Annotated in this window: 11 protein-coding genes and 2 tRNA genes; 2 read left to right on the top strand and 11 right to left on the bottom strand. The window is 44.2% G+C overall.

Annotated features, from left to right (window positions below):
- Window positions 1-555: 555 nt before the first annotated feature.
- Window positions 556-3,480: an Rne/Rng family ribonuclease gene (locus LIN78_RS00885; RefSeq protein ID WP_227177557.1), complete on the top strand. Its 2,925-nt coding sequence runs from the start codon at window positions 556-558 to the stop codon at window positions 3,478-3,480.
- Window positions 3,481-3,560: 80 nt separating this feature from the next.
- Here the strand turns inward: LIN78_RS00885 and LIN78_RS00880 are convergent, their stop codons facing one another.
- From LIN78_RS00880 to LIN78_RS00845, 8 genes are all read right to left on the bottom strand, one after another.
- Complete coding sequence (locus LIN78_RS00880; RefSeq protein WP_227177555.1) at window positions 3,561-4,952, bottom strand: PAS domain-containing protein; 1,392 nt, start codon at window positions 4,950-4,952, stop codon at window positions 3,561-3,563.
- A gap of 291 nt (window positions 4,953-5,243) precedes the next feature.
- Window positions 5,244-5,328, bottom strand: a tRNA-Leu gene (locus LIN78_RS00875).
- Between the two features lie 50 nt (window positions 5,329-5,378).
- Window positions 5,379-6,395, bottom strand: a complete 1,017-nt coding sequence (locus LIN78_RS00870; RefSeq protein ID WP_227177553.1) for a bile acid:sodium symporter family protein — start codon at window positions 6,393-6,395, stop codon at window positions 5,379-5,381.
- A gap of 152 nt (window positions 6,396-6,547) precedes the next feature.
- A complete protein-coding gene (locus LIN78_RS00865) occupies window positions 6,548-7,318 on the bottom strand; it encodes a dimethylarginine dimethylaminohydrolase family protein (protein WP_227177551.1) in 771 nt (256 codons plus the stop codon).
- 122 nt (window positions 7,319-7,440) lie between these two features.
- Window positions 7,441-7,911 (bottom strand): bacteriohemerythrin, encoded by a 471-nt coding sequence (locus tag LIN78_RS00860; RefSeq protein WP_227177549.1) that lies wholly within the window; start codon window positions 7,909-7,911, stop codon window positions 7,441-7,443.
- Between the two features lie 241 nt (window positions 7,912-8,152).
- Complete coding sequence (locus LIN78_RS00855; protein ID WP_227177548.1) at window positions 8,153-9,130, bottom strand: hypothetical protein; 978 nt, start codon at window positions 9,128-9,130, stop codon at window positions 8,153-8,155.
- The gene (locus LIN78_RS00850; protein ID WP_227177546.1) at window positions 9,127-9,738 is read right to left on the bottom strand and encodes an RNA polymerase sigma factor; all 612 of its coding nucleotides are present in this window, start codon (window positions 9,736-9,738) and stop codon (window positions 9,127-9,129) included. The genes LIN78_RS00855 and LIN78_RS00850 overlap by 4 nt, the downstream gene beginning before the upstream one ends.
- A 25-nt stretch (window positions 9,739-9,763) precedes the next feature.
- Window positions 9,764-11,509 carry a vWA domain-containing protein gene (locus LIN78_RS00845; protein WP_227177544.1) on the bottom strand — a complete coding sequence of 582 codons (1,746 nt, stop codon included), beginning with the start codon at window positions 11,507-11,509 and terminating at the stop codon, window positions 9,764-9,766.
- A gap of 97 nt (window positions 11,510-11,606) precedes the next feature.
- On the opposite strand from LIN78_RS00845, the gene LIN78_RS00840 reads away from it, so the two are divergent.
- Complete coding sequence (locus LIN78_RS00840; RefSeq protein WP_227177542.1) at window positions 11,607-11,822, top strand: DUF3820 family protein; 216 nt, start codon at window positions 11,607-11,609, stop codon at window positions 11,820-11,822.
- A 90-nt stretch (window positions 11,823-11,912) separates the two neighbouring features.
- Here the strand turns inward: LIN78_RS00840 and LIN78_RS00835 are convergent.
- From LIN78_RS00835 to LIN78_RS00825, 3 genes are all read right to left on the bottom strand, one after another.
- A tRNA-Tyr gene (locus LIN78_RS00835) sits at window positions 11,913-11,997 on the bottom strand.
- 71 nt (window positions 11,998-12,068) lie between these two features.
- Window positions 12,069-12,446, bottom strand: a complete 378-nt coding sequence (locus tag LIN78_RS00830) for a cytochrome b562 (protein WP_227177540.1) — start codon at window positions 12,444-12,446, stop codon at window positions 12,069-12,071.
- A 122-nt stretch (window positions 12,447-12,568) separates the two neighbouring features.
- The gene (locus LIN78_RS00825) at window positions 12,569-15,157 is read right to left on the bottom strand and encodes a chemotaxis protein CheW (RefSeq protein WP_227177538.1); all 2,589 of its coding nucleotides are present in this window, start codon (window positions 15,155-15,157) and stop codon (window positions 12,569-12,571) included.
- Window positions 15,158-15,192 lie beyond the last annotated feature (35 nt).

Genomic DNA, 15,192 nt, shown 5'->3' with positions numbered 1-15,192 from the left:
ATTTCATTGTGGTTGAGATAACAAATGACTCCCATAAACTGAAATTGGTCATTTAAGCTGAAATATAGTGTAACCAGACAGGATGCGAAGACGGCCACTTTGGTGGTGACGCTGCAGGTTGAATGCTGATGGTTAGCGCCCTGCCAAATAATAGAGAAAAGACACACTGGAAAATGTCAGAAAACGAAGAATAATATTATCAAAAGCAAAGATATCTGCCTGTTTTTCATAGAAAAACCGGTACATCAAAAGCAAGATGACCTCTTATTCACCTGTTGACTGCCAGCTCATGCATCAATACCGGTACAAGACAATAAACCACCTGTAAAGGGTTCGCCCTTATCTACTATCACATTAAGGAACAAGCATTTTTGAGACTCAATGTAACTTTGGGCTATTGAGCCTCTCTTAATCATGCAAGAAAAGCATTCGCTCGTTCGAAATGCACTGTTCTACAGTCGTTGAACTGTAACAAACTGGTTGTCGGTAGTGCCAATTGCCTCTGCAACGGCCAGTACAGTGAATCCCGTGCTTTCATGGCGCGCGGGGAAAAATATGAAACGTATGTTATTTAATGCGACGCAGTCTGAAGAACTGCGCGTCGCGATTGTTGATGGTCAGAAATTAATTGACCTAGACATTGAAACCGTTGGCAAAGAACAACGTAAAAGCAATATCTACAAAGGTGTTATTACCCGCATCGAGCCTAGTCTTGAGGCAGCATTTGTAGATTACGGCCAAGAACGCCATGGCTTTTTACCATTCAAAGAAGTTGCCCGCTCATACTTCCTTCCTGGAACTGATCACCGCGCACGTATTCAAGACGCCTTAAAAGAAGGCATGGAAGTCATTGTCCAAGTAGACAAAGACGAACGTGGCAATAAAGGTGCAGCACTAACCACCTTTATTAGCTTGGCTGGTCGTTACTTGGTGTTAATGCCTAACAACCCACGTGGTGGTGGCGTTTCTCGTCGTATTGAAGGCGAAGAGCGTAACGAATTACGTGCATTGCTAGACCAACTAGACTCGCCAAATGGAATGAGTGTAATTGGACGTACTGCTGCGATTGGTAGAACGCTTGAAGAATTGCAGTGGGACTTAAACTACCTATTGCAACTTTGGAATGCAATTGAAGGCGCAGCCACTTCTCAAACAGGTGCGTTCTTGATTTATCAAGAATCTAGCCTTGTGATTCGTGCTATTCGTGACTATTTCCAGCCAGATATTGGCGAAATCCTGATTGATACAGAGAGCTTATACGAGCAAGCACGCCAGTTTATGAGCCATGTGATGCCTGCCAATGTGCATCGCGTAAAGCTTTATAAAGACGATGTACCGCTATTTTCTCGCTTCCAGATCGAGCATCAAATTGAAACCGCTTATCGCCGTGAGGTAAGCCTACCTTCTGGTGGTGCGATTGTTATTGACCACACAGAAGCGCTTGTTTCTATTGACGTTAACTCCGCGCGTGCAACCCGCGGTGGCGATATTGAAACGACCGCACTGAATACCAACTTAGAAGCAGCGGACGAAATTGCTCGTCAATTACGTCTACGTGACTTAGGCGGTTTGATCGTGATCGATTTTATCGACATGGAAAACCCTAAGAATCAGCGTGAAGTGGAAAATCGTCTAAAAGATGCACTGCATCACGATAGAGCACGCGTTCAGTATGGCAAGATTTCTCGCTTTGGCTTATTAGAGCTATCACGCCAGCGTTTACAGCCTAGCCTAGGCGAATCTGCGCACATGCCATGCCCTCGCTGTCATGGTACCGGCTTTATTCGTGGTACAGAGTCTTCTGCGCTTCATATCTTGCGTATCTTGCAAGAAGAAGCAATGAAGGAAAATACTGGCGCCGTTCATGCACAAGTTCCGGTTGATGTTGCAACCTACTTGCTAAATGAAAAACGCGCAGAAATTTACGCCATTGAAGCACGCTTAAAAGTAAGTGTGGTGCTTATTCCAAATATCCACTTGGAAACACCTAACTACAAAATCAACCGTCTTCGCCACGACGACTTGAATCATCACGAAGATGACATGCCAAGTTACAAAATGATGGAAAGACCTTCTGAAGACGTGGAAGTGCCTGTTGCACAGAAACAAAAAACAGAAGTTCGCCAGCAAGCGGCAGTTCAACACTTTACGCCAGATCAACCGGCTCCTATTGTTGAAGAGAGAAAAGCAGCGCAACCGGCAAAACCAGGTTTCTTTGCTCGCATCATTAACTGGCTAAAGGGTGAAACCGAGCAGATTAAAGAGCAAAAACCTGCTGAGAAATCTAGCGAAGCACCTCGTCGTGGACGTAACAACCGAAACGATCGCAACAATCGTAACGAACGTAACAACCGCCAAGACAGAGGCGAGCGCAGCAACGATCGTCAACGCAATCAGAACGATGAAACTCGTCAGCCGCGTCAGGAAGAAAACAATCAACGACGCAAAGAAAAAGAGAATCGTAACGAAGCAGTTGCATCAGACAAAGAAACAGCAACCGCAGCAACAACGGGTAACACAGGGCGTAACAATCGTAATAATCGCAATGATCGTGGCGATAAAAACGAGCGTACTGAACGCAATACTGAGCGCCAGGAAAAAGAACCTCGTGAAAGCCGTCAGCCAGCTGAAAGTAATAACCGAGTAAGTACCGAAGTCGTTTCTTCTGCGCCAGAGAACGCTGCGGAAAGCGAACACAAGAGCAACAATCGCCGCCGCCGCAACCGTCGTGGTGAGCGCAAAGAACGTAGCTCAGAAGAGAACACAGCATTTGTACCAAATGATGTATTGGTTAACGCTGAGTCCAATGCTGCACCAGCTGTATCAGAGGTAGTTAGCGCTCCTGTAGAAATTACACCAGCGCCAGCACCTATTGCAGAGGCAAAAGTCGAAGAAGCTGTAGCAGCGCCTTCTGTTGTTCAGGTTGCCGAAACAGTGGTTGAAAACAATACCGCAAGCCAAGTTGAAGTTGTTACTCCTTCAAAAGAAGAAGTGAAGGTAACTGAAACTGTCGAAGCGATTGTTAGCTCTATCACTACGCCCGCCTCTGAGAGCACAACGGCCGTTGAAACCAACACAGTAGTGCCACAAGAGGCTCCTGCAGTAGCGCCTACTGAAGTAGCTGTACCGGTGGTAGAAACTGTCGTTGCAGATAAAGTACCAGAGGCACCAGTTGCAGCAGAGCCCGCAGAAGAACTGCATGCAATTGAAACCAGAGTAACGACAACTGAGGTAGCAGAAGAAGCGCCTGCAAAACCACGTCGCCAGACAAGACGTAAAACCACCAAGCCTGAGGTTGCAGCACCAGAGCAACTTCAATTGGTGGAAACGGCAGCAGAAAAAGTAGTAGATGCACCTGTTGAAACCGTTGTAGCGGAAGTAGAGAAACCAAAGACAACCCGTCGTCGCAAGCCAAAAGCGACAACTGAGGCTGTTGAATCGCTGCAACAAGTTGAAACACAAGCAAATACTCCTGAATAATCTATTCAGATGCTATGGCAATAAAAAAGGGGATCGAATATCGATCCCCTTTTTGTTTTTACTAAAAAGAGCAGGCGTTATTACCAAACCACAATATGATGCGCTAAACGTCCTTTAGCATCATTTACTGCCCGGATCTTCGGTCTAGACAACATTGGTTTTTTCGCCACAATAGCTTGTGACACTTCTTCAATCATTCGGCCCAAAATATCATCTGCACTCAACCCTGTTTCCCTTTCAAAGCAAGGATTCACCGCTACAATCATTTGATCTGCATCGGCAATTGCAACAGGATCACTAATCGTTTCAAACAAAATAGCTGCCAGTGATAATTGCTCATTCTGTGAACGAAGATCGGTAATCTCTTGGAAAGTGCCGATCACCTTTTGAACCTTGCCATCACGCCATTCCGCGGTGCCAGTTACACGCAACCAATGCCCCTCTACCACGTGCTGGATTAGTCTTAAATCTAAACTAAACGGCGTGCCATCTGCAAAACATCTTTTCACCGCTTGGCAATATGCATCTGCATTCAATTTCTCATAAAACAAATCGGCACATACCAACGAAGGAACGATACTGTCAGCATCTAAGCCATGAAGCTGATAGGACATTTCATCCCAGTAACCATTATCAAGAGATGGGAACAACATCCACGTTCCTATTTTCGTCATGGATTGAATCTGAGCCATCATTCTTAATTTTTGAGTGGATTCACTAATATCCCGAATCGAAATAAGCACACCATCTATTTCACCCAGCATATTAAAAGACGGTGCCATTCGAATATCAATACAGCGCCAACCTAGACGCCCTATTTCGCTCCAAGTCACTAGATGCTGAGGGGTACCTTCTAGTGTCAACAGAATGCTACTTTCGACAGCAGGCCAGCCTTGCTTATCTGGCCACAGCTCAGCAAGGTGAATACCAAGCATGGTTGGGGATGGCTGCCAAAATAATCTATCGCATGCAGGATTGGCAATGCACACCATACCATTACCATCTAACAACAAAACAGCATCTGTAGAAGCCATCGCGAGCAAATGACTGCCATGTAAGCGAGTATTTTCTGCTACTAGCGGCGTCACTGGGCGAATCGTTAAAACAACAATTCGAGAACATTTTTCATCTGCAAGCTCTCTCAGGCTCGCCGTAATCTCATACCAAAATGGCGTGGCGCCATCATCAATGATTGCAATCAATTTACCGGGTTGATCTTGCAATTGCCGGCGACACCTAACACTAGGCAGTATGCTTTTATCTAATGACCGCCCAAGCTCATCAGTAATGACCAGCCCTGTTTCGCATTCAGATATTCCACATAATGCATTGATATGCTGATTGAACCATTCATTAGCTAATGAGTTTGTGCCAAGTAATTCGCCATTTAGCGACTGGCAAACCACACCCAAACCGAGTGTTGCCCCTGCACTTAAGATCGCACGAATTAATTCATGATGTTGATTGGCCACACATAGCCCCCATTTTGCAAACCTGTTCCTCAAAAATCACAAGAGAGGAAAGGCAATTAATTATTTATGCTTTAGGTATAGCACAATCAGTATTAATTGCTTATTTAATTATCAAGCCAATATGAAAGCGAATGCAGGAAGTGGACGAACGATTGAAATACGATAATTTATATTACTGAAGGATTGTGCTGTGCACATCAAAAACAAGAAGAAAGTCGGAAGAAGCTAGAGGGAAACTACAGACGAAAAAAAAGGACTAGAGAATATTCTATGTCCTTAATTTTATATTTTTGGTGCGACTGGCCGGAATCGAACCGGCACGGCTTGCGCCGAGGGATTTTAAGTCCCTTGTGTCTACCTATTTCACCACAGTCGCCCCAAGACTTGGAATTATGTCAGCACTCCCTAGTCTTGTCTAGTCTTTTATTAAGATTTCTCTAAAGAATTTAATAATTCGACTTTCTGTGCATACTTTCTTGCCAAAATTGCACAAATAATAAGCTGCAATTGGTGATAAATCATAATTGGCAATACGATTGGTCCTAATGGAACGCTACTGCCAAATAACATTTTGGCCATCGGCACACCATTTGCCACACTCTTTTTAGAACCACAAAACACTGCTGCAATTTCATCTTCTAATGAGAAGCCCATTACTCGTGAGAGCTTTGCGGTAATGGTTAACACCAGCAGCAGCAGGATTGCAGCAACGACTAGCGCTTGAATCAGTAAGCTAATGCCCTGCTGATGCCATAAGCCAGAAAGCGTGGAGTCACAAAAGGCATTAAATACAATCAGCACAATCACTGTTTTATCTACTTTATTAACAACTTTCATTCCCTTTTTCAAAAAGGGTAATAGCCACTTTCTCAGTAGATGGCCAACAATAAAAGGTAAAAGCAATTGAATCGCAATGGCAATGATCGCATTGGCAAATGAAAAGCTACCTGCAGCCCCTTTGCTAGCATAGAAGCTAACCAATAACGGGGTTAGCAACATACCCAGCAAAGTAGACAATGTGGCATTAAATATCGCCCCTGTGACATTGCCTTTTGCAATGGTCGTCATGGTGACAGAAGACGATACCGTGGACGATAACGCACACAGATAAACGATACCCAATACCAAACTAGTATCTAACCAATTCTTTAGCAAGAAGCCAATTAGAAGCCCTAGAATTGGAAATAAGATATACGTACTACTTTGCACCAATAGATGCAATCGGTAGTTCTTAAAGCCTGCTTTCAGCTTTTCTGTTGGTAACAATGCACCATTAAGAAAAAAGACCAACGCGACACCCCAAGCGGTGACGATATCTAAATGCAAAGGTCCGTGGCTAGCACCAACAGATGGAATAAATAGCGCGAGCAAAATGGCCCCGAGCATGGAAGAAATGAATCCATCAAAGGGCCATTTGAAGCGTGTGGTATCAAAGATTGGCATAGTAATGTCTCTCAAGACCCTTCGCAGCTATCTCCGCTTTGAGTCTTGTAGTTTGCAAGCTAAAAAAAGCTATTATCACCCGATTTGCATCTTGAGATAAAACAAATATTACTATGTAAAGTAGATAGATAACCCTGCTTAGATATTGGCTTTTAGCGAATTGGCTGCACTAAGCTCATGCAAGTTAGACCGGCTTCCATTTTCATGAATTCGCTAATATCGATACTATGCACTTTGTAGCCCTCTTCTTTTAAGATTGCTTGCGTCTTCGGGCTCGCTGCATTCATAAAAATCTGATCACCTACTTTTAGTACGTTAGCCGCCCAAGGCTCGTCTTCTTCGACGTCAATTTGATCGAAGCCTGCAAATGCAGAGGTATCTAACCACTCTGGGTTTACCAATACAGTTTCATCATCTAACGCGGTGACACCTGTTTTTAAATGCAGGCAACCCGTAACCTCCACAGGAATGACCGTGTATTCATAGGTTGCGAGAATATTTGATAACTGATTGATTCCCTCTTCATTGGTACGAGAGGTCACACCGACAAAAACAAGCTTATCAATTCGTAAGACATCTCCACCTTCTAGTGTACCTGGCGCCTCAATACTAACAATCGGTTTCTTCAAAGCAGATAGGGATTCAGAAATATGTTTAACTTCCGGTTGACGGCTAAGTGCGCCGGGACGTGTGAGCACAGTCACTTCTGGAAATAAAACCGCGACATCTTCTACAAAAATACTATCTGGCAATTCTTCTAAAGCAGGTAGCACGACAACTTCATGTCCAAACTGCTTTAGCGTCTCTCCGTAAGCATTGTGCTGGGACATCGCTAATTCCACATTTGGCGTTTCGCGGCTAACGAAGGTAATTTCAAAGCCAGACAGATTGGCTGCAGGGTGTCTTGTAAAAATGGTCGTCATGAAAAAATGCCAGCGTAAATGAGAAAGAAAACACATCCTCCCACAATATGGTAAGGATGTGCAGTCATATCTAAGATGAATGTCCGAAGCACATTCAGGGATGTCGCGTTTTTAACCGTTGGTTAGTAGGCTTTTCTAAAAAAGCGTCCAACAGCTTTGGTAAACCAACCTTCTGGCTGAGTTTGGGACAATAGATTTTGCATGCTTTTGCGAACTGAATCGACGTAGGCAAAGTCATCACTACGGATATGACTAAATAACCATCTAGAAAGCAAGTTGTGCAGCTCTTCAGCTATATCCTCACCTTTATTGAAACGTTCTTGTAGGCGGGTTACTCGCTTAATAAAGAGTTCGTGCACTTTTTTGTGAGGACCTGCAAAAGGGTAGCCTGCATCTTCAATTAAGGCTTCTTCAAATGCGAAGTGGGACATGGTGTAATCAATTGTAGAGTCGATCACCTCGGCAACGAGCGCTTTATCATTTTGCGCTTTTGCCTGATCTAGTTGATTAATGTAATCAACGATTCTACGGTGTTGGTTATCAATGACGTCAATGCCGGTGTTTAACTCTGATGTCCATTCCAAGAAAGCCATACCAAACTACCCCATCTATGCTTAGCTGCTAACGGCGTTTGGAGAATGGATGATCGTCCACTTTAGTTACATGATAAGTGGCAAGTAAGAAGTAGCAACCGCTTACCTGCCAATCAGAACCAATCAACACTCGTCAGCAAAAGTTAATGTGCGAATAGTTTGCTTTGTAAAGCAATTGGTCTTACTTGATATTGATTCTCATCAAAGTTTGGTTCAAAGAAATGTAAAGCGCATAAAAACATTATTGAAGATCTGCCGGGATAGATTCTTCTGGATAAAATGCCTTGAATCTACCTAGCTCTTGGTCTGCTTTTTTCTCTTGCCCGTTTCGTTTGAGTTGGCGAATTTCGCTTAACCACTCAGTTGCGGTTTTGGCTTTAATTTCCATCTTTGGCTTCGCCACCTCTTTTGCTACGACTGTAGGCGCAGGGGCGGCGGCAGCTACAGGCGCAGCCTCTATTGCTGGCACAACTTCATTTTTGGCCGCCATTTTCTTCGCAGCATCAGAAGCATTTGCTGCCTGCGGTTTATCAACCGGGGCTTTGTCTGCCAATACAGCAGCTGACGCTGCAGCACTTCTGTTATCTACTTTTGTTTCTTTGGGCGTTGCCGCATCTGCTGTGACTACCGCAGATTCAGATACAGGGCTTGGTACGACCGCTTTCGCGACAACACTAGGTGTAGAGGCCGATGGTGGCGGAACCTTTGCCAATCTTGGCTCCATTTGCATCGTGGATGGATTCGCTACTTTATTTAGTTCATCCGCCGTTGGCGCCCCTTGGCTCGCTTCTTTTGAAGGAGGCACCGGGCTTTGCTCAGCTTGTGGAGAGGCTTCTGCAAAATCAGCATTGGCTATTGATTGCGGCTTGGCTAACCGAGCTTTAGCGTGCTTGGCGGCCTCTTCCTGCTGCTTTCTCGCTTCCGCATCTTTTATAGCCTGTACTTCCTCAGGCATTAATACTGCCGCTTCATTTGCTTGGTTCATTTTTAGCATGAGGCCAACGCCAACCGCCAACACCAAAGAAGCGGCAATGGACAAAGATCCAATCAAACTAGGTAATTTGTTTCTTGGTGGTATTAACCGATTTTTTTGTAATTCGGTATTTACTGCCAATAAAATTTTTTCATCCAACGCATTTGGCGGACTTGGCAATTCGATTTGGTGATAAGCAGAAGACACCAATGCTTCGTCACGGCGAAAATCCGTATCGTTATTCATAGGCATCGATCCTCCTCTTTACTTCTGACACTACTGATCATCACTTGTTTCAATTTGGCGACCGCATAACGTAAACGGCTTTTGGCCGTTTCTGGAAGTACACCAGTAATCTTTGCAATTTGTTCTATCGACATTTCGCCATGCTCGCGTAACAAGAAAGCCTCTCGTTGATCCATTGGCAAATTATCTATTGCTTTTAGCAGCTGTCCAGATATCTGCTTTTGTGTCAGCTGCTGATCTGGAGAGGTATGATCATCCTCTGCCAATTGCTCGGCAATGGCCATTCCCTCGGTATCGGCATCTAAAGACGTGTAGTGCCCCGATGGCAAGTGCAGGCGAAGATAATCAATCATCCGATGGTAGGCGATCTGGTAAAGCCATGTTTTAAACATTGCTTCAGGCTTATAGCTAAATCTGGCTTTCGTCACCGCCATCCATACATCTTGATAGAGGTCGTCTAACCAAGAAACTTTACCGGTTTGGCGTGACAAAAAGGCATAAAGCCCCTGCCGATGTCGCTGATATAACTCGGAGAATGCTGCAGAATCCCCTGATGCGAAACGCAACATCAGGGATTCGTCTGAGATAGTGTCTAATCGATCCGTCATAGGCGGTAAGTATAGACGAACTTTTTTATTCAGCCATCATTGTTTTTGCAACTTTTTCTTGCTTTGATACCCGCGCAGTCAACTCTTTGCTTAGATGGACGAGGCGAACAAATTCAGCACGATAGCCAAAAGGATCTGCCCCTTTTGATCGATTTGCTAGTTGCTCGATATCTGTTAGCGTCATTTGATTGAGGTATTTGCCTTGATTACCTAAATAATCACCAAAGGCAGCAACAGCGGCAGCAAACTGAAAATCTGTCGATGCAGAACTAGCAGATTTCATGGATGCACGTGTTATCGGCAATGAAACCTCTTTACTAGTAGATGCTTGCGGTAATTTATAGCGAAGTTTCAAATAGGCAAGCTCGTTTGGGGTTTGTGCACGGTTTGTTGTCGCACCTTTTTTATTGGCATCGTAACGATACTCAGGAAGATCTCCCGCCTCCTCTGCCAAGGTAATTTCATAAAGCGCCGTTACCGTGTGTCCGGCACCGATTTCACCCGCATCTACCTGATCATTTTTGAAGTCTTCTGCTTTTAATGCCCGATTTTCAAAACCAATTTGGCGATACTCTTTGACGACAGAAGGATTAAACTCTAACTGCAATTTCACATCTTTGGCGACCACCACCATAGACGAAGTAAATTGGTCGACCAAAACTTTTTGCGCTTCATTTAGGTTATCGATATAGGCGTACTGGCCATCTCCTGCATCGGCCAATTGTTCCATGAGTTGATCGTTATAGTTGCCTTGCCCAAAACCAAGCGTGGTTAAGGAAATGCCACTTTTTCTTTTCTCTGCGACTTTATCTTTTAGTGTTTCAAATCGGGTCACGCCCACGTTAAAGTCTCCATCGGTGGCTAACACAATGCGATTAATGCCCTCTTTCTTAAACGCGCTCTCGGCCAAGCTATAAGCCAAATCGATGCCAGATGCACCATTGGTTCCACCGCCAGCCACCAACTCATCAATCGCTTGGTTTACTTCTGCAGGTGTATGCCCTGGGCGCAATACAACTTTCGTTCCGCTAGCATAGGTAACCAAGGAAATACTATCTTGCGGGCGAAGTTGGTGCGTTAGCAGCTTCAGCGCTTTTTTCAATAACGGTAGTTTGTCTGGTGACTCCATCGAGCCAGATACATCGACTAGAAACACCAAGTTCACTGGCGGCATGGTTTCTTTTGCCACATCGGAGGCTTTAATCCCAATTTTGAGTAATTGATGCTTGGCATTCCATGGCGCAGGCGCAATTTCTGTTTGAACACCAAAAGGAACGAACTGTTCTTTTGAGGTAGCAGCGGGTAATGCATATTGGTAGGGAAAGTAGTTCACCATTTCTTCCACTCTTACGGCATCTGCAGGCGGCAATTCTCCTTGCTGAATAAAACGCCTCACATTGCTATAAGCACCGGTGTCGACATCAATACTAAAAGTTGAAACCGGTTGATCTTGCACGCGCATCACGCCATGCTTTTCTTGATGCTGATATTTTTCTGTGTTTTCAACCAAACTAGGCATTGGCACCTCTTGCATCCGCATCACAGGCATAGGAGACATAGCGTATTTTGGTGCGCTGACACTTGCCGCGACTTTTTTATCAGAAATATCAGCAGCGGCATCTACCACCATTTGAGACTCGCCTTCGCTCTTGTTTGAAACTTGTGGAGCCGTTTTGACTGGCGTTTCTTTCACGGCAGTACTTACGTTAGAGGAAGTACATGCGCTTAATAAGCAAATTGAGATGACAGAAAGGGCGAAGGTTGGTTTCATGGTTAGACTCCTATGCAATTTGTGGGTTACATAGAGTTAAACGACAGCCATTTCACTTTCGGGTTAAAATTTCAAAAAATATTTTTGGTATGCATCAATGCAAGCAGAAGACCTATTAAAACTCGTTACTTGGCAAATGCCGTTTGGAAAATACAAAGGCCGCATCATTGCCGATTTGCCGGGGCATTATCTTAACTGGTTTGCCAGAGAGGGATTTCCTGAGGGGGAAATTGGAAGATTACTCGCGCTGATGCAAGAAATGGATCACAACGGACTAAAACCACTATTGGCGCCATTACGAGGCACACGCTAAATATAGGGCGTCAACATGGTTAAATAATTGGCAGATAGAGAGACAAAGAAAAAAGCCGAACAATTTGCATTGTTCGGCTTTTTTTAATTCTGGTGGAGGGGGAAGGATTCGAACCTTCGAAGGCAGAGCCGTCAGATTTACAGTCTGATCCCTTTGACCGCTCGGGAACCCCTCCAGAAAGAGGACGCATATTATAATGATATGCCTATGCCGTCAAGCACTGTCCTCTAAAAAAGCTAAAATTAATTAAACTTTCAGCTTTTTATGGTATTCCTTCATTAAAGAACGTAGTTTATCTAGCTCAGCTTTGGCTTCTGGTACTTTATTCGCTGCAACTAACTTATCAACGTTATCCAAGCCAGCTAGTAGTTTGGTGATACCTTCATCAAACGTTTTCTTATCGTACTTACTTGGTAGTTTGGTTGTTTTTGCTTTTTCTACCGCCGTACGGAATGCTTTTAAGTTTTTAGCTAACGCAGTTGTATCTGAATCCGCTGCCGCTGCTTTGTAAGACTTTTTCATGTCTTTCATTGTGCTTTCCATTTCGCTAGCAGCAAATGCGGCATTAGCGAACAAAGCACAAGACAAGATAGCAGAAGATAAAATCGCTAAACCTTTTTTCATCAGAAACTCCTTTGGGGTGCAGAAGATTAAAATTGCTTCGTTAAATCGTTGAACCGAGTATATAAGGCAATTCTTAACGTTATCTTAAGCATGCAGAAGGAATACGCCCTTCGTCTAGATGCTCATGACAACAAGACATCTTTTTTACAATCATTTGCGATTTCATTTTCTGAAGATAACATGGCGCCGGCTAATTGTTGGGCGATACTCTCTACCGAGAGCATGGTTAACATCATTCCCTGCTGGTTTTCCATTTTTACAATCGATGCCAATACCGATGAGGCACCAACATAAATATTTGTGACATCTGTGACATCTTCTAGACTCACCGTTGGTACGTCTCCTAGCGCATCGACCAAAATACCAAAGTACTTCCCTACTCCATCTTTAATAATGACCACTTGTGCTGTTTCTTCAAAATCATCCGCTTGAGAAATGCCTAATGCTGCGTGCAAATTAAACAATGGGAGTGTTTTATCTTGATACACCAACGCGCCATAAATATGCTTTGGCGTGTTTGGCAATCTGGTTGCATCTTGTAATTCAATGGCTTCGATAATATCAACAGCAGGTAAACCCAACCAATGCGTACCTAAATAAAAGGACGCCACATCCAAGCCTTGTTTAATAGAGGCTCGTACCGACGTAGTTTGTGTCGTTGCTGGTAGCAAGTTGGTTGGATGACTATGTTGGTTAGGTGCAGTACCTAATCTGACACAGCAAAATGCATATACTGTATTTCGATAGGGGTCTTGATCCCCTTTATACTCTCTGTAGCCCGTTGAAAGGCTAACACCCATGGAGTACATGACATCATCAATTGTCAAAATATGTGATGAGGGGACGTTTTCTGTGTACATTGAAACGTCTACAGGAAAGATTTCGCCCGCTTGATAACGCCAATCGGTAGACGAAATAATTTTGCTATTTGCATCTACATAGCAAGCAAATGCCCCATCTAGCACTTGCCCGTGTTCATCTCTTGGTAGGATATCTGACAGCATAGAGGCAAACTGTGGTTCGCTATCAAACACTATCCCAATTCCGCCGATGACTTGTTTGGTGACACTATCTGTGATGCTGGAAGCGTAGATGTAGGTTGATCTACCTTGATACAAAGGCGTTTCTACAAAATCAGAGACGCAATAGGTCTGAGAGCCATTCAGAGATAGCGCCGCGTTCACCCATGTTTCATCTAGGTGTTGCCCAACTAGCTCATCTACTGCGGGCTTAGAAACTGCAAGCACCTTACCAGTGACATCAAACACCAGTAGATTTTCATAAACGGTATAGAGTTGATTAATATATTGCAGTACGCTCGTTAAGCTAGCGCGCTGCTTTTGTTGGCTAGTTTCTTTCTCTAGCGCATGCCCAATCGCAGGGTCTAACGCCCACCAGCGGCAATCATTGGCGCGCTCGTATAAATTGCGATCCATGATGTCGATTGCCAAACTCGCCTGAAACTGACAATCCCGCATCAAAGAAGAAATCACCGTGTGCTGAAGATTCCCAATCGAACTTGTAAAGACTTCGCGCATTTTTTGCCCATTACGGCTAATCTCTGACAGCAATATTTTGGAGAATGCAGGATTAACGGCATTGGAAGATTCGGTTTGTCTGATCGTACCGTTCCAAATAGATCGGCTCAAATTGCGCTGAATAGCCTCTGCCTTTTTAGGAATGCCTTGCAACAAGGTCGAAAAAATCTTTGGGTTGGCCAAGATGGCCGCACGCATCTCTTGGCTAAGCGCCAACTGGCTTTCTTCATCTTGTTGATCAAATGCCAGTGTCAGCGGCATCAGGACAAGCCCTTGCCAGCCGGGGCCTTGATACCCCTGATAACCTCGTGTTTGGCTGGCATATGCTAGGTAGGCTTGACCAGAAAATCGAATAAGCTGCATTTTTCCCTGTTCGACTTTTAGCTTGGCCCCTTTGGGTAATTGCCAAGGATCACTCGCTGCAATTACCTGCCCTGCGCTATCTAATAAACCCAATACGACATGAGAAGATTCGTCTTGTAACTGAGAAAAAATTCTGTCTAGTTCATCGTGAATTCGAAATGAAAGCGCTAATACACCAGGAGATGCAAAGCGACCTTGAGAAACGCGATAGGCGTATAAGAGCACTTCTGATTCATCAGGAAATAATTCTGATGGTCCATAATATTCAACATATGGAGCGGAAGTTTGCTGGGCATGAATCACCCAATCTTCTGCGCAAGGTAAGTCTGGTAATGCACCGTTTAAACGCGTTAATACCTCTCCTTCTGCACCCAGCAATATTACATCATCATAAACAGAATATTTCTTAACGTATTCAGTTAGTCGTTGGCCAATGGAGGTAGATGATGGTGCAGAAATATACTTCTTTAGTTCTTCATCGGTAGCCAAAAAACCAATATCTGCGGTTCTTTCAAACAAGTTTCTGACCAGAATATCGATCACCACTTGTGAGGTGGAAGCCATTTGCTGAATGGTCTTTTGCAAAGTCTGTTCAGCTAAACTATTGAGTAAATCATTCGTTAGCCCTGAGAAAGCTGCACGTGTATTAGCGACTTCAGAAGTGGTTCCGGAGAGTTGCCCAAGAAGATTGAGCGTATCCCATACGGCTTGTAATGACTGCAAAGACTCTCGATACGCTTCCACAATCGGCATGTGTGGTACATAAGGTCTTAAGTTGGAATGAACATCGATACCTTTGTAGTTCGCCATCACGATCCCCTTGCTTGCAATAGCAAAGTGAATAG

This window comes from Leeia speluncae, from assembly GCF_020564625.1.
Lineage (GTDB): Bacteria > Pseudomonadota > Gammaproteobacteria > Burkholderiales > Leeiaceae > Leeia > Leeia speluncae.
This window is presented reverse-complemented; position numbering and strand designations above follow the sequence as displayed.

What these genes read in the sequence shown, in the direction of transcription:
- LIN78_RS00885 (WP_227177557.1), top strand. Translation starts at nt 556, where the DNA reads ATGAAACGTATGTTATTTAATGCGACGCAGTCTGAAGAACTGCGCGTC.
- LIN78_RS00870 (WP_227177553.1), bottom strand. Translation starts at nt 6,395, where the DNA reads ATGCCAATCTTTGATACCACACGCTTCAAATGGCCCTTTGATGGATTC.
- LIN78_RS00865 (WP_227177551.1), bottom strand. Translation starts at nt 7,318, where the DNA reads ATGACGACCATTTTTACAAGACACCCTGCAGCCAATCTGTCTGGCTTT.
- LIN78_RS00860 (WP_227177549.1), bottom strand. Translation starts at nt 7,911, where the DNA reads ATGGCTTTCTTGGAATGGACATCAGAGTTAAACACCGGCATTGACGTC.
- LIN78_RS00855 (WP_227177548.1), bottom strand. Translation starts at nt 9,130, where the DNA reads ATGAATAACGATACGGATTTTCGCCGTGACGAAGCATTGGTGTCTTCT.
- LIN78_RS00850 (WP_227177546.1), bottom strand. Translation starts at nt 9,738, where the DNA reads ATGACGGATCGATTAGACACTATCTCAGACGAATCCCTGATGTTGCGT.
- LIN78_RS00845 (WP_227177544.1), bottom strand. Translation starts at nt 11,509, where the DNA reads ATGAAACCAACCTTCGCCCTTTCTGTCATCTCAATTTGCTTATTAAGC.
- LIN78_RS00840 (WP_227177542.1), top strand. Translation starts at nt 11,607, where the DNA reads ATGCAAGCAGAAGACCTATTAAAACTCGTTACTTGGCAAATGCCGTTT.
- LIN78_RS00830 (WP_227177540.1), bottom strand. Translation starts at nt 12,446, where the DNA reads ATGAAAAAAGGTTTAGCGATTTTATCTTCTGCTATCTTGTCTTGTGCT.
- LIN78_RS00825 (WP_227177538.1), bottom strand. Translation starts at nt 15,157, where the DNA reads ATGGCGAACTACAAAGGTATCGATGTTCATTCCAACTTAAGACCTTAT.